We start from the raw sequence: 21,211 nt of genomic DNA, 5'->3' as shown, positions 1-21,211 counted from the left end.
TGGCGCGCATGGACAGCATGGGCGACGTCCTGCTGGCCGGACCCGCCGTCCGGGCCGTCGCCCACGGGGCCGGGCGCGTGGTGCTCCTGGCGGGCCCGCGCGGTGCCGACGCCGCCGCGCTCCTGCCGGGCGTCGACCGGGTCGTGACCTGGTGCGCGCCCTGGATCGACCCCGAGCCCCCGCCCGTGGAGCCCGACGACGTCGCCCGCCTGGTCCGTGTCCTGGCCGACACCGGGGCCGACCGGGCCGTCGTCCTCACCTCCTTCCACCAGTCGCCGCTGCCGCTGGCCCTGCTTCTGCGCATGGCCGGGATCCCGTGGATCGGGGCGGTCAGCGACGACTACCCCGGCAGCCTGCTCGACCTGCGCCACCGCGTGGCCCCGGGCGTTCCCGAGCACGAACGCGCGCTGTCCCTGGTCGAGGCGGCCGGCTTCCCGCTGCCAGGCGGTGACCGCGGCCGCCCCGCCGTGCGCCGGCCGCTGCCGGACACCCGCAGCCTGACCGGCCCGGACGGATACGTCGCCGTGCACGTCGGCGCGGACGCGCCCGCCCGCGAGCTTCCCGACGCCCTGGCCACGGACACCGTCGCCGCCCTGACCGCGCGCGGCGACCGCGTGGTCGTCACCGGCGCGGCGCACGACGAGGTGCGGGCCAAGGCGGTCGCGGCCGGTACCGGCACCAGCGTCGCCGGACGGACCTCCACGGCCGAGCTGGCCGACGTCCTCGACCGGGCGGCCGTCCTGATCTCGGGCAACACCGGCCCCGCCCACCTGGCCGCCGCCGTCGGCACGCCCGTGGTCTCCCTCTTCTCGCCCGTCGTCCCCGCCTCGGCCTGGGCGCCCCAGGGCGTGCCCGTACGCGTCCTGGGCGACCAGTCGGCGCCCTGCGCGGGCTCGCGCGCCCGCGTCTGCCCCGTGCCCGGCCACCCCTGCCTGACTTCCGTCACGACCGACGACGTCCTGGCAGCCGTCGACACGCTGCTGGACGAGGAGGAGCGATGACCGTCGACGCACAACCCGCCGCCAACGCCGCCGGGGGCGTCCGGACGCCCGAACGGGTCCTGCGCATCCTGATCTGGCACGTCCACGGCTCCTGGACCACGGCCTTCGTCCAGTCCGGCCACACCTGCGTCCTGCCGGTCGACGCCGAGCGGGGACCCGACGGGCGCGGTCGCGCCCGCACCTGGGACTGGCCGCCCAACGTCGTGGAACTCTCGACGGAGCGGCTGCGGGAGAGCCGACCCGACCTGGTGGTGCTGCAGCGCCCGCACGAGCTGGAACTGGCGGCGGGCGTCCTGGGCCGCGCGCTGGGCCGCGACGTGCCCGCGGTGTACGTGGAGCACAACACGCCCCGGGGCGAGGTCCCCGACACCCGCCATCCGCTGGCCGACCGCGACGACATCCCCATCGTCCACGTCACCCACTTCAACGCGCTCTTCTGGGACTGCGGCCGCGCTCCGACGAGGGTCATCGAACACGGAGTGCCGGACCCGGGCCACCTCTACACCGGTGAGGTCCCGCGCGTGGGCGTCGCGCTGAACGAACCCCTGCGCCGGTGGCGGACCACCGGCACCGACCTCCTGCCGGCCCTCGCGGAGCACGTCCCCCTCGACCTCTTCGGCATGGCGGTCAGGCGGGTGCCGGACCACCTCGGGCTCGACCCGTCGCGGCTGCGCGCCCACGAGGACCCGCCGCAGTCCGCCATGCACCGGCTGCTGGCCCGCCGCCGCGCCTACGTCCACCCCCTGCGGTGGACGTCGCTGGGGCTCTCCCTCATCGAGGCGATGATGCTGGGCCTGCCGGTCGCCGCGCTGGGGGCCACGGAGGCCTACGAGGCCGTGCCCCCGCAGGCGGGGGTGGTCTCGACCGATCCCCGCGTGCTGGCCGAGGCGCTCAGGGCCTACCTGGACGACCCCGGCCTGGCCCTGCGCACCGGCACCGCCGCCCGAGAGGCGGCACTGCGCCGGTACGGGGTCGACAGGTTCCTCGACGAGTGGGAGCGGGTGCTACAGGAGGTGACGTCATGAGGATCGCCATGGTGTCCGAACACGCCAGTCCGCTGGCGGCCATCACCGGTGAGGACGCGGGCGGACAGAACGTCCACGTCGCCGAACTGGCGTCGGCGCTCGCCGCCCTCGGCCACGAGGTCGACGTGTACACGCGCCGAACCGACCCCGACCTGCCCAACGCCGTATCGATGTGTCGCGGGGTGCGGGTGATCCACGTCCCCGCCGGTCCGGCCGCGCCGATACCCAAGGACGACCTGCCGCGGCACATGCCGGAGTTCGGCCGCCGCCTGCGCGCCGCCTGGGCCTCCGAGCGGCCCGACGTGGTGCACGCCCACTTCTGGATGAGCGGGATGGCGTCGCTGGACGCGGCGGTTCCGCTGGCGCTGCCCGTCCTGCAGACCTTCCACGCGCTGGGGACCGTCAAGCAGCGCTTCCAGGGGGTGGCCGACACCAGCCCGGCCGAGCGCGTGCGGGTCGAGCGGGCGGTGGCCGCCGGGTGCGCGCGGGTCGTGGCCACCTCCACGGAGGAGCGGCGCGAGCTCTCCTCGTGGGGGATCCCGTTCGACCGCGTGGACGTGGTGCCCTGCGGGGTCGACACCCGGCGGTTCCGGCCCGACGGGCCGAGCCTGCCGAAGGACGACCGTCCGCGCCTGCTCAGCCTGGGCCGGATCGTGCGGCGCAAGGGCGTCGACACCGTGATCCGGACCCTGGCCAAGCTGCCGGACGCCGAACTCGTGGTCGCCGGCGGTCCGGACCCGCGCGAGCTGGACTCCGACCCGGAGATCATCCGGCTCCGGGTGGTCGCCGACCGCTACGGCGTGGCGGACCGCGTGCGCTTCCTGGGCTGCGTGGCCCGGCCGGACGTTCCCGACCTGGTGCGATCGGCCGACGTCGCGGTCAACGTCCCCTGGTACGAACCCTTCGGCATGTCGACGGTCGAGTCGATGGCCTGCGGAGTGCCGGTGGTCGCCTCCCGTGTGGGCGGCCACGTGGACACGGTCCTGCACCGCACCACGGGGCTGCTCGTGCCGCCCCGCGCCCCCGACCGCCTGGCACGTTCCGTGGGGGAGCTGCTCGCGGACGGGTCCGCGCGGCGGGCGTTCGGCGCCGCCGCGGCCGCCCGGGTCCGCGAACGGTACTCCTGGGCGGAGGTCGCCCGGCGCACCGAGCAGTGCTATCGCAGCGTCGTCGCCGAGACGCGCCGCCCGGTGCCGCGGGCCCGGGCGGCGCACGGCGAACCCGTCGGAACCCGAGGAGGGGAGGTCTGATGCACACGCACCTGAGGCGGTTGCACGCCGCCCTGCACGACACGGACACCGCCCTGGTCGAGGCGTGGGGACGCCACGCCGCCCGTGCCCTGTCATCGGGTCACCGGCTCTTTGCCTGCGGCAACGGGGGGAGCGCGGCCGAGGCGCAGCACCTGACGGCGGAACTGACCGGGCGCTTCGAGACGGAGCGGCTCCCGCTGTCGGCCGTCGCGCTGCACGCCGACACCTCCAGCCTCACCGCGATCGCCAACGACTACGGCTACCGGCAGGTCTACGCCCGCCAGCTGCGCGCCCACGGGCGCCCCGGCGACCTGCTCGTGTGCCTGTCCACCAGCGGGTCGAGTGAGAACGTGGTCGCCGCCGCCAAGGCCGCGCACGAACTCGGCGTCACCTGCTGGGCGATGACGGGCCAGGGGCCCAGCGCCCTGGAGGCCCTCAGCGACGGCACCGTGGCGGTACCGGCGCCCAGCGTCTCGACCGTGCAGGAGGTTCACCTCGCGCTGGTGCACGTCTTCTGCGCGGCGGTCGACGACGAACTGGACGCGCGCGGCGCGATCGGCGCCGCCCCGCGGCAGAGGGCCGGATCATGAGCGCGGCACAGGGCCCCGTGGTCGTGGTGGGGGACGCCCTGCTCGACGTCGACCTGCGCGGTACCTCGCACCGGAACTGCCCGGACGCGCAGGCGCCCGTCGTGGAGGAGGCGGTCTCCTGGCACCGGCCGGGCGGCGCGGCGCTGGCCGCCCTGTGCGCGCACGGGGCCACCGACCGGGAGGTCCTGCTGGTGACCGGGCTGGGTAGCGACGACGCGGCCACGACCCTGGCCGAGGCCCTGGGCCCGGACATCACCCTGGTGGGCCTGCCCCTGATGCGGCGCACACCGACCAAGACGCGGATCCAGGCCGACGGGCGCACGATCGCCCGCCTGGACACCCCGTGCGGCTGCACGGAGGAGCACACCGCGGCGGCCGCGTCGGCGGTGGCCGATGCGCTGCGGAGCGCCTCCGCCGTGCTGGTCTCGGACTACGGCCACATCCTCACCCGGCAGCGGCCCGTGCGCACGGCTCTGAGGGAGGCCGCGGCGCGGGTGCCGGTCGTGTGGGACCCGCACCCGCGTGGTCTCGGGCCGGTGCCGGGCACCCGGCTGACCACGCCGAACGCGGCCGAGGCCGGGATCGAGGCGCGGGACGCGACCGCCGCCCCGCGCCGGGCCGCCGAACTCGCCCGCGCGTGGGGAGCCGACTCCGTCGCCGTCACCCTCGGCGAGCACGGGGCGGCCTGGTCCGACGGCCGCCATGGGACGGTCCTGGTCTCCGGCGAGCCTGTGGACCGCCCGACCGACGTCTGCGGGGCGGGCGACGCCTTCGCCGCCGCCTGCGCGGTCGCGCTCTCCGAGGGCGCCGACCCCGTCACGGCCGTGCGCGCGGGCGTCCGGGCGGCCTCGGCCTTCGTGGCCCAGGGGGGAGCGGCGGCCCGCTCCGCCCGGTCACCGGAGGCCCCGGACCCGCCGGTGACCTCGTTCACGCCCACCGCGTTCGGGGCCGTCCCGCGCGCGGGACGGGGCGGCCGGCGCGTCGTGGCGACCGGCGGCTGCTTCGACGTCCTGCACGCCGGCCACGTCGACCTGCTGCGCCGGGCCCGTGCCCTCGGCGACCGCCTCGTCGTCCTGCTCAACAGCGACTCCTCGGTCCGCGCGCTCAAGGGGCCGGACCGGCCGATCGTCGGTGAGCGCGACCGCGCCCGGGTGCTGTCCGAACTCGCGTGCGTGGACGAGGTGGAGGTGTTCACCGAGCCGACGCCGGTCGCGGCGCTGGGCGCGCTGCGGCCGGACGTGTGGGTCAAGGGCGGCGACTACGACGTCGAACGGCTGCCCGAGACGCCCGTGGTCCGGGCGCACGGCGGCCGGGTGGTCACACTGCCCCTGGTCCCGGGCCGTTCCACGACCGCGCTGCTGACCCGCGTCCGGGCCCGGGACCCCGACGGGCTCGCCGCGAGCTGACCACGACCGCACGAGAGAGAACGGGAGAAGAGAGTATGCGTCCACTCGGAAACACCCTGATCACCGGCGGGTCCTCCGGCCTGGGAGCGGCCACGGCCGAGGCCGTGGCGGCCGAGGGCGGGTTCCCCATCGTCATCGACCGCCAGCACCCGGGCAACGACCTGCCCTTCGAACAGGCGGACCTGGCCGACCGGACGCAGGTCGAACAGGCCGTGCAGCGCGTGGGTGTCCGGCACAAGCGGATCGACGCCCTGGTCAACGCGGCCGGGACCGACGCCTGCGGCACCCTGACGGACGTGTCCGCCGACGACTGGGAGCGCGTGGTGCGGGTGAACCTGCTCGGTACCGCCGCCATGACCCGGGCGGCCCTGCCGTACCTGAGGGAGAGCCACGGAACGATCGTCAACTGCGCGTCCACCCTCGGCCTGCGGGCACTGAGCGACGCGACCGCCTACTGCGCGTCCAAGTTCGGGGTCGTCGGGTTCACCAGGGCCCTGGCCGCCGAACTCGCCGGGCAGGTCCAGGTCACCCTGCTGGTCCCCGGCGGCATGAGCACGCACTTCTTCGACGACCGCCCCGAACAGTACAAGCCGGGCCCCGACGCCAAGCTCAACGCGCCCGAGGACGTGGCGCGGACCGTCGTCTTCGCCCTGTCCCAGCCGACCGGGTGCGAGGTGCGCGAGCTGGTCGTGTGCCCCTCCCAGGAGACCTCCTGGCCCTGACCGCCGAACGAACGCCGTAGGAGGCGAGTGAGGATGAGTGATCGGTACACGAGGACCGCCCTGGTCACGGGCGGCGCGGGATTCATCGGTTCGCACCTGTGCGAACGGCTGCTGGAGGAGGGGGCCCGCGTCCTGTGCGTGGACAACTTCTCCACCGGCAGGCGCGAGAACGTGCGCCACCTGCTCGACGACCCCGGTTTCACGCTCACGGAGGCCGACCTCGTCGAACCACTGGACCTTCCGGAACGGTTGGACGTGGTCTTCCACCTGGCCTCGGCGGCCTCGCCCGCGGACTACCTGCGCCTGCCCGTGGAGACACTGGAGGCGGGCAGCCTCGGCACCCGGCACGCCCTGGCCCTGGCCGAACGCAGCGGGGCGAGGCTGGTGCTGGCCTCGACGAGTGAGGTGTACGGCGACCCGCTGGAGTATCCGCAGCGCGAGAGCTACTGGGGCAACGTCAATCCCGTGGGTCCGCGCAGCGTCTACGACGAGTCCAAGCGCTACGCGGAGTCCCTGACGATGGCGCACCGCCGCGCCCGGGGCGCCGACGTGGGTATCGCCCGCATCTTCAACTGCTACGGGCCGCGGCTGCGCAAGGACGACGGCCGCGTGATCCCCACGTTCATCAACCAGGCGCTGGCCGGCGAGCCCCTGACCGTGGCCGGCAGCGGCCACCAGACCCGCTCGGTCTGCTACGTCGACGACACCGTGCGGGGGCTGCTGGCCCTGGCCGACAGCGACTGCGTCGGTCCGGTCAACATCGGCAGCGACGAGGAGCTCACCGTCCTGGGCCTGGCCGAGTACGTCCGCAACTTCACCGGGTCGCGCTCGGAGATCGACTTCGTGGCGCGCCCGGCGGACGACCCGGTCCACCGCAGGCCCGACCTGAGCCTGGCGACGAGCCTCCTCGGCTGGCGGCCCGAGATCCGGCTGAAGGAGGGCATCCGGCGGACGGTCGAGCACTTCGTGGAGGAGCGGGCGCGCCACGGCGACGGAGCCCCGGCGGCGCCCGCGACCGCGGTGGGTGCCGAGGGGGAGCGGCCGTGACCGAGAGCCGTGTGACGGTCGTCGTCGCGACCCGCGACCGGCGCGACGAGCTGCGGCGGACCCTCACCCACCTGGGGCGGCTGTCGCCCCCGCCGCCGGTGGTGGTCGTGGACAACGGCTCCACCGACGGCACGGGTGAGGCCGTGCGGACCGACTTCCCCGACGTCGAGCTCGTGGAGCACGACCACAACCTCGGGTGCGCCGCCCGCAACACCGGCGTCGCGCGGGCGCGCACCCCCTACGTCGCCTTCTCCGACGACGACTCCTGGTGGGAGGAGGGGGCGCTGGAGGCCGCCGCCGACGCCTTCGACGCCCATCCCCGTGTGGGACTGGTCGCCGCGGCGGTCCTGGTCGGGGCGGACGGCCGCCCCGACCCCGTCAACGCCGACCTCGCCCACAGCCCGCTGCCCGCGGACGAGGACCTGCCGGGGCCGCGCGTCCTGGGCTTCCTCGCCTGCGCGGCGGTGGTGCGCCGGAGCGCCTTCGTCCAGGCCGGCGGGTTCGACCCGCTGTTGTTCTTCGGCGGGGAGGAGGCCCTGCTCGCGCAGGACCTGGCGGCCCTGGGCTGGGGGCTGTGCCACCTTCCGGACGTGCGCGCCCACCACCACCCCTCCTCGCTGCGCCCGCCGAGCACCTGGCGGCGGCGCCTGGAGGCGCGCAACGCCCTGCTGGCCGCCTGGCTGCGCCGCCGGCCGGGCGTCGCCCTGGCCCGTACGGCCGAGGCGGCGCGCCGCTCCCTGAACGATCCCGACAGCCGCGCGGCACTGACGGGGGCACTGCGGCTCATGCCCAGGGCCGTGGCGGGGCGCCGCCCGCTGCCCGCCCGGGTGGAGCGGGACCTGGCCCTGCTGGAGTCGCGGTGAGCGCCCGGACCGGGGTGGTGGTGATCACCCGGAACCGGCGCGGCGAACTCCTGCGGACCCTGGACCGGCTGGCGGCCCTGCCGGAGTCGCCGCCGGTCGTCGTCGTGGACAACGCCTCCGACGACGGGACCGCCGACGCGGTCGCCCGCGCCCACCCCGGGGTGGGACTCATCAGGGCACGGGCCAACCTGGGAGCCGTGGGCCGCAACATCGGGGTGACGGCCCTGGACACCCCCTACGTCGCCTTCTGCGACGACGACACGTGGTGGGAGCCGGGCTCGCTCGACCGCGCGGCCGACCACTTCGACGCCCACCCCGGGCTCGGCGCGGTGACCGCGCGCATCCTCGTCGAGCCCGGCGGGCGAGAGGACCCCATCACCCCCGAGCTGCGGCACTCGCCGGTCCGGGGGCCCTCCTGGCTGCCCGGGCCCGCCCTCCTGGGCATCCTCGCGGGAGCCAGTGTGCTGCGCGTGCGCGCCTTCGAGGAGGTCGGCGGTTTCTCGCCGCGCCTGTGGCTGGGCGGGGAGGAGGAACTCCTGGCCCTCGACCTGGCGGCCGCCGGGTGGTGGATGTGCTGGGACGGCCGGATGACCGTCCACCACGCGGCCTCCGAGGTGCGCGACGCCCGCGGGCGCCGTCGCCTCGGCATACGCAACACCCTGTGGACGGCGTGGCTGCGCCGCCCGCTCCCCGGAGCGTGCCGGCACACCTGGGCGACCCTGCGCGCGGCCCCGCCCGACGCCGCCACCGCGGCGGCGGTGGGCGAGGCCGTGGCGGGCCTGCCGTGGGTGCTGGGGGAGCGGCGCCCGGTGCCCGCGGAGGTCGAGCGCGGGCTGCGGGCCCTGGAAGCGCCGCGTCGGCGGTCGCCGGCGCGGCGCTACGTGGGCTGAGCCGAGGGGCGCGCCCCCGAGGGGCGGCCCACGGCTCCCGGGGGGCGGGGCCTCACTCCGGGGGCGGGGCCTCACTCGTCCTTCTTCGGCTCGCGCACGGTGTCCTTCGCGTCGCGCGCACCAGAGTCCTTCGGGTCGCACGCGCCCACGTCCTCGCGCAGCTGCTGGAGGACGGCCGCCAGGAGGCGGGAGACGTGCATCTGCGAGTAGCCGAGCTCGGCGGCGATCTCCGACTGCGACTTGTCGCCGAAGAACCGCAGGGTGAGCAGCCGCCGCTCGCGATCGGGCAGCCGTGCCAGAGCGGGCCGCAGCGATTCGCGCTCCTCGACCAGCTCCAGGCCCTGGTCCTCGCAGCCGAGGCGGTCCTCGGGACTCGTGCCCTCCGAACCGTCCCCGTTCCAGCTGTCGGGCACGTCCAGTGACAGCGCGCGGTAGGCCTGGTCGGCCTGGAGGAGTTCGGCGGCCCCGGCCTCGTCCATACCGAGGAGTCCGCCGATCTCACTGGTCGTCGGCTCGCGCGCGTGCTCCTGCTCGAACGCGCCGATGGCGACGCGCAGACGGGCGCGGTTCTCCTGGTGCTGGCGCGGAACGCGGATCGACCACGTGTGGTCGCGGAAGTGGCGCTTGATCTCGCCCAGGACCGTGGGCAGCAGATAGGACACGAAGGGGCTGCCGCGGTCCGGGTCGAAGCCGTGGACGGCCTTGAGCAGGCCGACCATGGCGGTCTGGCGTACGTCCTCGTAGGGTTCACCGTGTCCGCGGTACCGGAGCGCGACCCGTCGGACGAAGGGCGCGTAGACCATGACGACGTGCTCGCGCAGCTCCGCGGCACGGGCGTCGTCCTCGGGCAGCGCGCCGATCTCGGTCAGGGCCGCGTTCGCGGACGCCTCTCCCTCGATCGGGTCGTGTTCGTGCGGTCGGCGGTGGCCGGTCTTCCTCGTCCTTCCTGCTCTGGTGACCGAGCTCAAGGCGATCTCCTCCGTCCGTGCGGTCGGGGCGGTGTCGTGCCACGTTCGCTTGCGGGCCGGCGCCGGTGCGCCGGGGCGGCTCTCCGGATCGGTACTGAGAGGCGCAGTGGCTACGTGCCCGAGATACACACGGTGAAAGGGGGGAGGAGGAGAAGTAGGTGGGACCTTGAGATGCCGTTGGCCTGGACGTAAACCCTCTCCGCCCAGGCAACGGCCTTATTCAGTGGTCTGTTGCCGTTCTGTTGCTCAGCGCTCCGGTTCGAACCAGACCGCCCCCAGCGGGGGCAGGGTGATCTCCGCGGAGAAGGGCTGCCCGTCCCAGGGGACCTCCTCCGCCTCGACACGGGCCGGTGCCGGGAAGCCCGAGCCGCCGAAGCGCGGGTCGTCGGAGTTGAGCACCGCCTCCCAGCGGCCCCCCGAAGGCAGGCCCACGCGCCTCTCGGGGCGCGGGACCGGCGAGAAGTTCACGCCGCAGGCCAGCACCGACCCGTCCTCGCCGTGCCGCAGGTACGTGAGCGTGTTGCCCTCGTGGTCGCCCCCGTCCAGCCAGCGGAACCCCGCGGGGTCGGTGTCCAGGGACCACAGCGCGGGGCGCGGCCGGTAGGCGGCGTTGAGCGCCCGGACCAGCCGTTGCACGCCCGCGTGGTGCTCGAACTGCAACAGCCACCACGGTACGCCCTGGTCGTGCGACCACTCCTCGCCCTGGGCGATCTCCCCACCCATGAACAGCAGCTGCTTGCCCGGGTGCGACCACATGAACGCGAGCAGGGCCCGCAGCGTCGCCGAGCGCTGCCACTCGTCGCCGGGCGGCTTGTTGAACAGCGACTGTTTGCCGTGCACCACCTCGTCGTGCGACAGCGGCAGCACGTAGTTCTCGCTGTAGGCGTAGACCATCGAGAACGTGATGTCGTTGTGGTGGTACTTGCGGTGGACCGGCTCCTTCTTCACGTACTCCAGGGAGTCGTGCATCCACCCCATGTTCCACTTCAGGCCGAAGCCCAGCCCGCCCATGTCGACCGGCCGCGTGACCCCCGTGTAGGCCGTGGACTCCTCCGCGATCATCGCCACGTGCGGGTTGCGGCGGTAGACGGTCGTGTTGAGCTCCTTGAGGAAGTCGATCGCCTCCAGGTTTTCCCGCCCGCCGAAGACGTTGGGCTCCCACTGGTCGGAGTCGCGCGAGTAGTCCAGGTAGATCATCGAGGCCACCGCGTCCACGCGCAGGCCGTCGATGTGGAACTCCTCCAGCCAGTACAGGGCGTTGGCGACCAGGAAGTTGCGGACCTCGGTCCGCCCGTAGTTGAAGATGAGCGTGCCCCAGTCCGGGTGCTCACCGCGCCGCGGGTCCGGGTGCTCGTACAGTGCCGACCCGTCGAAGCGGGCGAGCGCCCACTCGTCCTTGGGGAAGTGCGCGGGGACCCAGTCCAGGAACACGCCGACGCCCGCCCGGTGCAGCGCGTCCACCAGGTACCGGAACTCGTCCGGAGAACCGAACCGGGGGGTGGGCGCGTAGTAGGAGGTGACCTGGTAGCCCCAGGACCCGTCGAAGGGGTGCCCGGCCACCGGCAGGAGCTCCACGTGCGTGAACCCCATGTCGGTCACGTACTCCACCAGCTGCTCGGCGAGCTCGGTGTAGCCCAGGCCCGGCCGCCACGAGCCGAGGTGCACCTCGTAGACGCTCATCGGCGCCCGGTGCGGTTCCACGCCCTTGCGCTCGGCCATCCACTCCTGGTCGCTCCACACGTGCTCGGAGGAGGTGACCACGGAGGCGGTCGCCGGCGGCACCTGCGTGCGCCGGGCCATGGGGTCGGCCTTGTCCCGCCAGTGGCCGTCGGCGCCCAGGACCTGGAACTTGTAGAGGTCGCCCTCGCCCACACCCGGCGCGAACAGCTCCCACACCCCGCTGGAACCGAGGCTGCGCATCGGGTGCGCGACACCGTTCCAGTGGTTGAAGTCGCCGATCAGCCGCACGCCGCGGGCGTCGGGCGCCCACACCGCGAACCCCGTGCCGGACACCTCGCCCATCGGGGTCTCCGGTTCGGCCGTGTTGGCGCCCAGCGCACGCCACAGCTCCTCGTGCCGGCCCTCGCCGATCAGGTGCAGGTCGAGCTCGCCCAGGGTGGGGGAGAAGCGGTAGGCGTCCGCGGTGACGTGCTCGGGGCCGTCGGCCTCGTAGCGCGCCGCGATCCGGTAGTCGCGGGTCCCGCGGGGAACGTTCCCGGAGAACACGCCGCGGTGCAGGTGGGTCAGTTCGGCGCGGCCGCCGTCGGGCAGCACGGCGGCCACCTCCACGGCGCCCGGGCGCAGGACCCGCAGGTTCCGGCCGGTGGGGCCGTGCAGGCCCAGCACGGAGTGCGGGTCGTGGTGGTGGCCGTCCACCACGCGGTCGAGTTCGGTCAGGAGCGCCGGGTCGGGTGCGGCGCGGCGACGCGGGCGCGGTCGGGGTTGGCTGCGGGGCGAGGTCACATCGGCTCCGTCGGGTTCGTGTCGGTGTGGGGCTGTGCGGGAGCGGACGTCGGCCGGGCCGGCGTCGCACGGTGGCGGGGGGCTGGGGCGTGGCGCCCCGGGCGGACCGCCACCCGCGTGGCGGTCCGCCCGGTCCGGGGTCAGCCGGGCACCGGCCGGGCGGCGGCGGCCGAGGCGATGGACTCCAACGGCACCCGCAGCCAGTCCGGCCGGTTGTGGGCCTCGTAGAGCACCTCGTACACGGCCTTGTCGAACTCGAAGGCGCGCAGCACCGTCAGGTGCTTGTCCGGGTCGGGCCCGCCGCCGTCGGCGTACCCGGCGCAGAACGCCTCCCGGTTGGTCCGCGCCCATGCCCGGGCCGACCACTCCAGGTCGGGGTCCGGGGGCTCGCCGACGAGCAGGAATCCGGCGGCGTAGTCGAAGGAGCGCAGCATCCCGGCCACGTCCCGCAGCGGACTGGAGAGCCGCTGGCGGTCGCGGACGGGCACGGTCGGCTCGCCCTCGAAGTCCAGCAGCACCCACCTGGAACCGTTCCGGATGACCTGCCCCAGGTGGTAGTCGCCGTGCACCCGCTGGATCGGCAGCGGCTCGTCCACCTCGGCGAAGTCGGCGTAGGCCTCCAGCACCCGGGGCGCGTGCTCGGCCAGCTCGGGGACCTCGGCGCTGGCCATCGCCAGGCGTTCGACCATCGCGTCGGCGAGCTCGGCGGCCGCGGCCGGGGAGAGTACGTCCGTGGGCAGCGCCTGCGCCAGGGAGCGGTGCACCTCGGCCGTGGTGCGGCCGAGCAGTTCAGCCTCCTCCGCGAAGGACTGGAGCCGAAGGCTCTCGGTTGAGGGTGGAAGCCCCATCCCTTCGCGCAGCGCCCCGGGGCGACGGTGGGAGACGGGCGGGAAGGCCGACTCGCGCTGTCCGCCGCCGCCCTCCACCAGGCGCCGCACGTTCGCGGTCGCCAGCACCCAGCCGTCGGTGGCGCCGGGCACGTACTCCTGGAGCAGGGCCAGGGTGGCCGGTACCGGGTGGCCCGGCAGGTCGGCCTCGATCCACCCGCACGGGCGGGCCACGTACGGCGACCCGGCCAGCGCGACGTTGAGCTCCAGGTCCGGGTTGTGGCCGGGCCAGAGTCTGCGGAACGCCTTGAGGACGTAGTCGTCGCCGAAGACCAGCGACGAGTTGGACTGCTCCCCGGTCAGCAGCCGGCCGTGCGCCCCGGTGCGCACCCGGGTGCCCGGCAGGGTGCGGAAGCGCACCGGCCCGCTCTCCGATTCCGGCTGTCCGGAAGCGAAGCACTCCAGCAGCAGACCGGTCAGCTCCGTGTCGTGGGTGGCGTCGTAGACCACCCGGGGCCGCCCGCTCACCACCGTGCACACGCCGATCGCGGCGCCGGCCAGTTCCGGCGGCAGCGACCGCGGCGGGCGCGCGCCCAGCAGCACCTGGTAGCGGGAACTGCGGCCGCGCTGGCCCGCCTGCACGACGAGCAGGTACAGCTCGGGGCCGCCGGCACCGGAGGACACCAGCCGGTGCCGGCTCTCGATCCGGATCTGTTGGATGGGGATTCCCTTGCCGGAGAACCACCGCTGTCGGGGCAGCCAGGCGGCGAGGAGCTCTTCGAGTTGAGACATGTCAGTACGCCCTGTTTCCCTTCCCGCCACCACCCCGCCCGGAGTGCGCCGTCGGCTGCCCCGCGAGGCTCGGGGCGGAGACGGCGGGACGCGGGGCGGGCCCGGACGTGCCGTCGCGGGGGCCGGCCACGTCACCGTTCGGGGTGCTGGACGCCATGGTCGGTGTGCGGTGGTGCGCGTCGCGGGCCGGCGGGCCGGACGGGTGGCCGGAAAGGCCCTCGAAGACCGGGCGCGGGCTCACGCCGGCGGCGGGCAGGCCGTAGGTCGGCAGCCCGTCCTCCTCACGCGCGGTCGGCGCGGCCCCGGTGGCCGTGGGCAGTTGGAACCAGTAGAAGCCGTGCCCGGGCAGGGTGAGCAGGTAGGGCAGCTCCCCGATCTCCGGGAAGCGGACGCCGCCCACGCACTCCACCGGGGCGACCCCCGCGTAGCCGGCCAGGTCCAGCTCCACCGGCTGCGGGAACCTGGACAGGTTGTTCACGCACAGCATCCGGTCGTCGCCGTGCGCGCGGATGAAGGCCAGCACGCTCGGGTTCGTGGCCTCCAGCTCGGTGAACTCGCCGGTGCCGAAGACGGGGTGGCGCTTGCGGATCTGGATCATCCGGCGCGTCCAGTGCAGCAGGGAGCCCGGGTTGTCGCGCTGGGACTCGACGTTGAGCGCCTGGTAGCCGTAGACGGGGTCCATGATCAGCGGCAGGTACAGCCGGGCGGGGTCGCCCCGCGAGAACCCGGCGTTGCGGTCCGCGCTCCACTGCATGGGCGTGCGCACGGCGTCCCGGTCGCCCAGCCAGATGTTGTCGCCCATGCCGATCTCGTCGCCGTAGTACAGGACGGGCGACCCGGGCAGGGACAGCAGCAGGGCGGTGAACAGCTCGATCTGGTTGCGGTCGTTGTCGAGCAGCGGGGCCAGCCGCCGGCGGATCCCCACGTTGGCGCGCATGCGGGGTTCCTTGGCGTACTCCGCGTACATGTAGTCCCGCTCCTCGTCGGTGACCATCTCCAGGGTCAGCTCGTCGTGGTTGCGCAGGAAGATCGCCCACTGGCAGTTGCGCGGGATCGCCGGCGTCTGGGCGAGGATCTCCGAGATCGGGAAGCGCTGCTCCTGGCGGACGGCCATGAACATCCGCGGCATCAGCGGGAAGTGGAAGTTCATGTGGCACTCGTCGCCGCCGGCCTCGTAGTCGCCGAAGTAGTCGACGACGTCGGAGGGCCACTGGTTGGCCTCGCTCAGGAGCACCCGGTCGGGGTAGAGGCGGTCGACCTCGGCCCGCACCCGCTTGAGGAACTCGTGGGTCTCCTTGAGGTTCTCGCAGTTGGTGCCCTCGCGCTCGTACAGGTAGGGCACGGCGTCCAGGCGGAAACCGTCGATGCCCAGGTCGAGCCAGTAGCGCAGGACCTCCAGGATGGCCTCCTGGACCGCCGGGTTCTCGAAGTTGAGGTCCGGCTGGTGGGAGAAGAAGCGGTGCCAGTAGTACTGTCCGCGCACCTCGTCGTAGGTCCAGTTGGACGTCTCCGTGTCGACGAAGATGATGCGCGCCCCGTCGTAGCGGTCGTCGGTGTCCGACCACACGTAGAAGTCGCCGTAGGGGCCGTCCGGGTCCTCCCGGGAGGCCTTGAACCACGGGTGCTGGTCGCTGGTGTGGTTCATGACCAGGTCGGTGATCACCCGGATCCCGCGCCGGTGGGCCTCGTCGAGGAGCTCCACGAAGTCGGCCGTGCGGCCGAACTCCGGCAGGATCTTGAAGTAGTCCGAGATGTCGTAGCCGCCGTCGCGCAGCGGTGACTCGTACATCGGCAGCAGCCAGACGCAGTCGATGCCGAGCCACTGGAGGTAGTCCAGTTTCTGCACCAGCCCGGCGAGATCGCCGGTGCCGTCGCCGTTGGAGTCGAAGAAGCCCCGGGCCAGGACCTCGTAGAAGACGGCGTGCTTGTACCAGTAGGGATCGCTGGTACCGCCGGATGACATGAGCGGGCCGGTGGCGGCCCCGGTGGCTGGGGCGAGCGGACCGTGGTGCACGGGTCCGGGCTCGTCATTGCTCATCTACTGCTCCCCACCAAGAATGTTCGACATCGGATCAACGGGCGTTTCGGACGCGAGCGGGGCCGATCGTGCCGGCCCCGTTCAGGGCGTGGTCCGCGGATACTCGACCTGCGCCGATCGCGACGGGTGGCATCCGCGGACCACGTCCTGTCCGCGGGTGCTATCTGCCGCCGACGGTGAACACGTGCGCGGGTCCGGTCGCCGGGTCGAGCCGGACGTAGTTGGCGGCGCGCCAGGTGTAGGAGCGTCCGGTCAGCTCGTCCGTCACTGCGAGTTCCTCCTCCCTGGCACGGCCGATGGACGGCAGGTCGAGGTGCACGGTCGCCTCGCGGGCGTGGTGCGGGTCGAGGTTGACGACCACGACGACGAGGTCGTCTGGCTCGTCGGGGCCGGCGCCGGGGCGGTACTTGGAGAAGCACACCAGCTCGGGCCGGTCCACGTGGTGGAAGCGGAGGTTGCGCAGCTCGCGCAGGGCGGGGTGGGCGCGGCGCAGCGCGTTGAGCCGGCCGATGAGCCCGGCCAGGGTGCGGCCGGAGGCCTCGGCCGCGGCCCAGTCCCGCGGCCGGTACTGGTACTTCTCCGAGTCGAGGTACTCCTCGCTGCCGGGGGCGGCGGGGACGTTCTCGCACAGCTCGAACCCGGAGTAGACGCCCCAGGTGGGGGAGAGCGTCGCGGCCAGGACCGCGCGCGCCTCGAAGGCGGGCCGGCCGCCGTGCTGGAGGTAGGCGTGCAGGATGTCCGGAGTGTTGGTGAACAGGTTCGGCCGCAGGTAGTGGGCGGTCTCCCGGGAGAGCTCGGTGAGGTAGTCCTCGATCTCCTCCCGGCTGTTGCGCCAGGTGAAGTAGGTGTAGGACTGGTGGAAGCCGACCTTGGCCAGCGTCCGCATCATGGCGGGACGGGTGAACGCCTCGGCCAGGAACAGCACGTCCGGGTGGCTGCGGGCCACGTCGGCGAGCAGCCGCTCCCAGAACACCACCGGCTTGGTGTGCGGGTTGTCGACCCGGAAGATGCGCACCCCGTGGTCGATCCAGTGCCGGACGACCCGCAGGACCTCGGCGTACAGGCCGTCGAAGTCGGTGTCGAAGCTGAGCGGGTAGATGTCCTGGTACTTCTTCGGCGGGTTCTCCGCGTAGGCGATGGAGCCGTCGACGCGGTGGACGAACCACTCGGGGTGCTCGGTGACCCACGGGTGGTCGGGCGAGCACTGCAGGGCCAGGTCGAGGGCGACCTCCAGGCCGTGCTCGGCCGCCTCGGAGACGAAGGCGTCGAAGTCGTCCAGGGTGCCCAGGTCCGGGTGGACGGCGTCGTGACCGCCGTCGGCCGAGCCGATGGCCCACACAGAGCCGGGCTCGCCGGGCTCGGCGGTCAGGGCGTTGTTGCGGCCCTTGCGGTGCGTGGTGCCCACCGGATGGATCGGCGGCAGGTAGACGACGTCGAAGCCCATGTCGGCGATGGCCGGCAGGCGCTTGGCGGCGCTCTGGAAGGTGCCCGAGCGCTCCTGGCCCGGGGCGGTGTCCACCTGGGCGCCCTCCGAGCGCGGGAAGAACTCGTACCAGGAGCCGAACAGGGCGCGCTCGCGGTGCACGACGACGCTCCGCCGCTTGGACCTGGTGACGAGTTCGCGCACGGGCGTGCGCTCCATCTCGGCCAGGACCTCGTCGGTCAGTGCCGCCTCCAGGCGCTCCACCGGGGCCAGGGAGTCGTCGCGCAGGATCGCGGCGGCCCTGGTCAGGGCGGGCCTGCGGGGCACACGGCGGCCGACGCGGGCCAGCAGTCGGGCACCCTCCTCCAGGACGAGCCCGGTGTCCTGGTCCAGCGGCAGCTTGATCGCGGCGGTGTGCCGCCAGGTCGTGAAGGGGTCGGTCCAGGACTCCACGGCGAAGGACCACGTGCCCTCGGAGGGGAGGCTGACCTCCGCCTCGAAGCGGTCGGTTCCGGGAGCGGCCTCGCGCATGGGAACGAGTTCCCGGCGCTTGCCCTGTGGCGAGTAGAGGACCACGCCGGCGGCGAGGGAATCGTGTCCTTCGCGGATCACCGTCGCTCCCACGGTGAAGCGTTCACCGGGGACCGCTTTCACGGGTCCGAGGTCGTTGTCTGGAGAGATCCCGAGTATGGGAAGGCGTCCGATCACTGATTACACCGCAACTGTCATGTTTTGGGCGTTATGGCTGGTTCGGCTGGCATGCCGGTATTCGGAAGGCGAATAACAAGGATTTCATCGAAGGCAAGCCGGAGTTAACGAAGGGTCCGGAACAACAGCTGTCCGGATTGCGGCTTCGGCGCCCTCCGCTCTCTATCGTCTGCCCTCTCATGGGGTTTGGCGGAGCGTCGGGGCCGAATAATTAATGTGATCCTCATCACACTGGCCGCCAGGGCTTGGAGCTGGTATTTGACGGGTTTCTCCCATGTAAACCTCTCAAATCGGGCATAGGGCAGCACCAGATTCAGGGGTCTCTGTAGTTGTTTTTGTATTGCTTCTCGCGAAAAGTCGGAAAACTCAACCGGCAGGTTGCGACGGCGGCGCGGTTGGGTAGGGATGACCAAATGCCGACGCGGAGGGTCCCACTCCATTCCGGACGGGCGACCCCGGTGCGAATGATCGATCGGGTTCGGTGCGGGTGCCGCCGTCCGGGTTTCGGCACCGGCGTGTTCACGGGGGCGGTGTCCGCGTTGATTCCTCTTGATGTCGAGTTATTGAAGAGTCTGTTTCGTGCCGGTCAGCGGAGGATGTTCGGTCTGTGTGCTTTGCCGTTGATTTGTGAAGCTTTTCGGCAACACGCGGGAAGCAACAGGACTCCCTTTGCGGCCCGTCGGGGAGGGTGGTCGGGGCAGTGTGCGTTCCGCCCCGCGCGGAACCGGCAGGCACGGCCGAGGGGGGAGACGGGTGAGTGGACTGCGCCGTAGGCGTCGGTTGAGGGAGGTAGCCCCTCTGCTCCGCGAAGCGGCTTCGGGGGCGATGGCGGGAGACGGGCGGGACAGTGGGGACGGCGAGCGCGGTGAGGCCCGGACGACCGCGCTCCTGCGACTGACGGGGATCTCGGCGCTGGCCGGAGCGCTGTGCGCCGCGCTCGTCCTGCCGTGGGTGGGGGCGATCGGCCTGGTCGGACGGGACGTGGCGTCGGCGTTCATGGCCCTGCCCGCCGATCTGGAGCCGCCGCCCCTGTCGGAGCGGATCCTGCTCACCGACGCCGACGGCCGTCCGATCGCCGAGGTCGCCGAGCGCGAGCGCGACCTGGTCGCCCTGGACGAGATCAGTCCCTGGGTGCCGACGGCGCTCATGGCGATCGAGGACGAGCGCTTCTACGAGCACAACGGCCTGGACCTGCGCGGCGTCCTGCGCGCGCTGGTGCGCACGGCCCAGGGCGACCTCCAGGGCGGCTCCACCATCACCCAGCAGTACGTGAAGAACCTCCTCATCGAGGAGGCCGACACGGAGGAGGAACTGGCCCGCGCCAACGAGCGGACCGTGGGGCGCAAGCTCGTGGAGCTGCGCCACACCATGGGCATCGAGGAGCGCATGACCAAGGACGAGATCATGGAGGGCTACCTCAACCTCTCGTACTTCGGCTCGGGGGCGCACGGTATCGAGATCGCCGCCCGGCGCTACTTCTCCGTGCCCGCCGACGACCTCGACCCGGCCCAGGCCGCGCTGCTGGTCGGCCTCGTGCGCGGACCCTCCTACTACGACCCGCTGGCCAACCCCGAGGCCGCCCTGGAACGCCGCAACATGGTGCTCGACCGGATGGCCGAGACCGGGGACCTCACCGTGGCGGAGGCCGAGGAGTACAAGGCCTCCGGGCTGGACCTGGAGCCCACCGAGCGCGGCGGCAGCTGCTACAGCAGCGACTACCCGTTCTTCTGCGACTACGTCATGCAGTGGCTGGAGGACTCCGACATCCTCGGCGAGACCGAGGAGCAGCGGACCCGCGCACTGGAACAGGGCGGGTTCACCGTGCGCACCACCCTGGACCGCGACGCGCAGACGGCCGCCCAGGACGCCGTGGACCGGTACGTGCCCCACGAGGACTCCACGAAGTTCGCCGCCGAGGCGGTCGTGGAGCCGGGCAACGGCAAGGTCCGGGCGCTGGCGCAGAACCTGCGCTACGGCTTCGACGAGGAGGACACCGGCACGACCTCGATCAACCTCGCCGTGGACCGCGACGACGGCGGGTCGCACGGCTACCAGGCGGGTTCGACCTTCAAGGCGTTCACCCTGGCGGCGGCGCTCGATTCCGGACTCGACTACGACACGAGCTTCAACGCGCCCAAGTCCATGACGGTGAGCGGCATGCGCAACTGCGAGGGCGGGCGGATGTCGGGCTGGGAGGTCCGCAACGCCGGCGAGAGCAACGCGGGGCGGCACAACATGATCAGCGGGACCAAGGGGTCGGTGAACACCTACTTCGCCCAGCTCCAGCGGCGCGTGGGCCTGTGCGAGACCTCGCAGATGGCCAAGAGCGCCGGGATCGCGCGCGCCGACGGCGAGCCGCTGGGCGTGTGGAGCTCCTTCACCCTCGGCGACCAGGAGGTGTCCCCGCTCACCGTGGCGAGCGCCTACGCCACCTTCGCCGCCCGCGGCACCCGCTGCGAGCCCCGCCCCGTCGAGGTCGTCTCGGAGAACCCCGTCGACCCCGAGGCCGGCCGGGTCGTGGTCGGCAACACCTGCGAGGAGGGCGCCGTGAGCCGGCGCGTGGCCGACGGGGTCAGCCATCTGCTCCAGCAGACCTTCAAGGGCGGGACCGCGAACGGTCTGGGGATCGGCCGCCCGGCGGCGGGCAAGACCGGTACCACCGACAGCGCCGCCTACGCGTGGTTCGCCGGGTACACGCCCAACCTGGCCGCGGCGGTGGCCGTCGGCGACGTGCGGGGCGGCGAGGAGAACCCGCTCCAGGGCGTGCGGATCGGTGACCGCTACTACGGGATCGTGTACGGTGGCACGCTGCCCGGACCGATCTGGCAGGCGACCATGCGGGGGGCGACGGCCGACCTGCCCGAGGAGTCGTTCCCGCCGTCCCCGTCGGCCTTCGGCGACCCCGACGCGGACCGGCCGGAGTCCCGGGACGACGATGACGGCGGCGGTGACGGCGGCGGCACGGAGGGCACCTGAGGGTCCGTCGGGGGGCGAATCGGGGGTGACATGCGGCTATTCAGTCGTTCATGCCCCATACTGGGACCAACCGACAGGGGAGCGCGAGAGCGCTGAGAGTGCGGCACCGGGCCGCAGACCCTTACACACCTGATCTGGATCATGCCAGCGAAGGAAGTCGTAAGAACCGCCACCGACGGCACGTTCGCGGTGGCGCTCTTGGCCAGGGTGCGTGCGGTGGAC

The 21,211-nt window shown here is 73.0% G+C and carries 15 protein-coding genes and 1 riboswitch; of the genes, 10 read left to right on the top strand and 5 right to left on the bottom strand.

The window, feature by feature from the left end:
* The first annotated feature begins 8 nt into the window (after positions 1 to 8).
* From HNR10_RS09655 to HNR10_RS09615, 9 genes are read left to right on the top strand one after another with little or no spacing between them, the layout of a single operon-like run.
* Positions 9 to 1,001: a glycosyltransferase family 9 protein gene (locus tag HNR10_RS09655; protein ID WP_179829643.1), complete on the top strand. Its 993-nt coding sequence runs from the start codon at positions 9 to 11 to the stop codon at positions 999 to 1,001.
* A complete protein-coding gene (locus HNR10_RS09650; RefSeq protein ID WP_179822533.1) occupies positions 998 to 2,026 on the top strand; it encodes a glycosyltransferase in 1,029 nt (342 codons plus the stop codon). The genes HNR10_RS09655 and HNR10_RS09650 overlap by 4 nt, the downstream gene beginning before the upstream one ends.
* The gene (locus tag HNR10_RS09645) at positions 2,023 to 3,276 is read left to right on the top strand and encodes a glycosyltransferase (RefSeq protein ID WP_179822531.1); all 1,254 of its coding nucleotides are present in this window, start codon (positions 2,023 to 2,025) and stop codon (positions 3,274 to 3,276) included. The genes HNR10_RS09650 and HNR10_RS09645 overlap by 4 nt, the downstream gene beginning before the upstream one ends.
* Positions 3,276 to 3,866 (top strand): D-sedoheptulose-7-phosphate isomerase, encoded by a 591-nt coding sequence (locus HNR10_RS09640; protein WP_179822530.1) that lies wholly within the window; start codon positions 3,276 to 3,278, stop codon positions 3,864 to 3,866. The genes HNR10_RS09645 and HNR10_RS09640 overlap by 1 nt, the downstream gene beginning before the upstream one ends.
* Positions 3,863 to 5,272: a PfkB family carbohydrate kinase gene (locus HNR10_RS09635; protein WP_179822528.1), complete on the top strand. Its 1,410-nt coding sequence runs from the start codon at positions 3,863 to 3,865 to the stop codon at positions 5,270 to 5,272. Before HNR10_RS09640 ends, HNR10_RS09635 begins: the two co-directional genes overlap by 4 nt.
* A gap of 35 nt (positions 5,273 to 5,307) precedes the next feature.
* On the top strand, positions 5,308 to 5,994 hold the full coding sequence (locus HNR10_RS09630; protein WP_179822526.1) for an SDR family oxidoreductase: 687 nt from the start codon (positions 5,308 to 5,310) through the stop codon (positions 5,992 to 5,994).
* Positions 5,995 to 6,027: 33 nt separating this feature from the next.
* Positions 6,028 to 7,041, top strand: a complete 1,014-nt coding sequence (locus HNR10_RS09625; protein ID WP_179822525.1) for a UDP-glucuronic acid decarboxylase family protein — start codon at positions 6,028 to 6,030, stop codon at positions 7,039 to 7,041.
* On the top strand, positions 7,038 to 7,904 hold the full coding sequence (locus tag HNR10_RS09620) for a glycosyltransferase family 2 protein (protein ID WP_179822523.1): 867 nt from the start codon (positions 7,038 to 7,040) through the stop codon (positions 7,902 to 7,904). Before HNR10_RS09625 ends, HNR10_RS09620 begins: the two co-directional genes overlap by 4 nt.
* Positions 7,901 to 8,794, top strand: coding sequence for a glycosyltransferase family 2 protein (locus HNR10_RS09615; protein ID WP_179822521.1), 894 nt, complete (start codon positions 7,901 to 7,903; stop codon positions 8,792 to 8,794). The genes HNR10_RS09620 and HNR10_RS09615 overlap by 4 nt, the downstream gene beginning before the upstream one ends.
* A 71-nt stretch (positions 8,795 to 8,865) precedes the next feature.
* Here the strand turns inward: HNR10_RS09615 and HNR10_RS09610 are convergent, their stop codons facing one another.
* The 5 genes from HNR10_RS09610 to HNR10_RS09590 form a co-directional block, all read right to left on the bottom strand.
* The gene (locus HNR10_RS09610) at positions 8,866 to 9,768 is read right to left on the bottom strand and encodes a SigB/SigF/SigG family RNA polymerase sigma factor (RefSeq protein WP_179829642.1); all 903 of its coding nucleotides are present in this window, start codon (positions 9,766 to 9,768) and stop codon (positions 8,866 to 8,868) included.
* A 240-nt stretch (positions 9,769 to 10,008) separates the two neighbouring features.
* Positions 10,009 to 12,138 carry a 1,4-alpha-glucan branching protein GlgB gene (gene glgB / locus HNR10_RS09605; RefSeq protein WP_179829641.1) on the bottom strand — a complete coding sequence of 710 codons (2,130 nt, stop codon included), beginning with the start codon at positions 12,136 to 12,138 and terminating at the stop codon, positions 10,009 to 10,011.
* Between the two features lie 227 nt (positions 12,139 to 12,365).
* A complete protein-coding gene (locus tag HNR10_RS09600; protein WP_179822520.1) occupies positions 12,366 to 13,844 on the bottom strand; it encodes a maltokinase N-terminal cap-like domain-containing protein in 1,479 nt (492 codons plus the stop codon).
* Position 13,845: 1 nt separating this feature from the next.
* Entirely contained in the window at positions 13,846 to 15,882 is a 2,037-nt protein-coding gene (treS, locus tag HNR10_RS09595; RefSeq protein ID WP_246406146.1) for a maltose alpha-D-glucosyltransferase, read from the bottom strand.
* Positions 15,883 to 16,042: 160 nt separating this feature from the next.
* A complete protein-coding gene (locus HNR10_RS09590; protein ID WP_179822518.1) occupies positions 16,043 to 18,013 on the bottom strand; it encodes an alpha-1,4-glucan--maltose-1-phosphate maltosyltransferase in 1,971 nt (656 codons plus the stop codon).
* Positions 18,014 to 18,838: 825 nt separating this feature from the next.
* Here HNR10_RS09590 and HNR10_RS09585 point away from each other — a divergent pair.
* On the top strand, positions 18,839 to 20,989 hold the full coding sequence (locus HNR10_RS09585; protein ID WP_179822516.1) for a transglycosylase domain-containing protein: 2,151 nt from the start codon (positions 18,839 to 18,841) through the stop codon (positions 20,987 to 20,989).
* A 65-nt stretch (positions 20,990 to 21,054) separates the two neighbouring features.
* A riboswitch (TPP riboswitch) is annotated at positions 21,055 to 21,162 on the top strand.
* Positions 21,163 to 21,211 lie beyond the last annotated feature (49 nt).

It is taken from the genome of Nocardiopsis aegyptia (assembly GCF_013410755.1).
In the GTDB taxonomy this organism is placed as follows: Bacteria; Actinomycetota; Actinomycetes; order Streptosporangiales; family Streptosporangiaceae; genus Nocardiopsis; species Nocardiopsis aegyptia.
Note: the sequence above shows the minus strand (reverse complement) of the source record. Positions and strands in the feature narration are given on the sequence as shown.

Excerpts from the sequence above, each read along its gene's own strand:
- HNR10_RS09635 (WP_179822528.1), top strand. The coding sequence starts at position 3,863 with ATGAGCGCGGCACAGGGCCCCGTGGTCGTGGTGGGGGACGCCCTGCTC.
- HNR10_RS09585 (WP_179822516.1), top strand. The coding sequence starts at position 18,839 with ATGGCGGGAGACGGGCGGGACAGTGGGGACGGCGAGCGCGGTGAGGCC.
- HNR10_RS09655 (WP_179829643.1), top strand. The coding sequence starts at position 9 with ATGGACAGCATGGGCGACGTCCTGCTGGCCGGACCCGCCGTCCGGGCC.
- treS (WP_246406146.1), bottom strand. The coding sequence starts at position 15,882 with ATGAGCAATGACGAGCCCGGACCCGTGCACCACGGTCCGCTCGCCCCA.
- HNR10_RS09625 (WP_179822525.1), top strand. The coding sequence starts at position 6,028 with ATGAGTGATCGGTACACGAGGACCGCCCTGGTCACGGGCGGCGCGGGA.
- HNR10_RS09630 (WP_179822526.1), top strand. The coding sequence starts at position 5,308 with ATGCGTCCACTCGGAAACACCCTGATCACCGGCGGGTCCTCCGGCCTG.
- HNR10_RS09600 (WP_179822520.1), bottom strand. The coding sequence starts at position 13,844 with ATGTCTCAACTCGAAGAGCTCCTCGCCGCCTGGCTGCCCCGACAGCGG.
- HNR10_RS09640 (WP_179822530.1), top strand. The coding sequence starts at position 3,276 with ATGCACACGCACCTGAGGCGGTTGCACGCCGCCCTGCACGACACGGAC.
- HNR10_RS09650 (WP_179822533.1), top strand. The coding sequence starts at position 998 with ATGACCGTCGACGCACAACCCGCCGCCAACGCCGCCGGGGGCGTCCGG.
- HNR10_RS09645 (WP_179822531.1), top strand. The coding sequence starts at position 2,023 with ATGAGGATCGCCATGGTGTCCGAACACGCCAGTCCGCTGGCGGCCATC.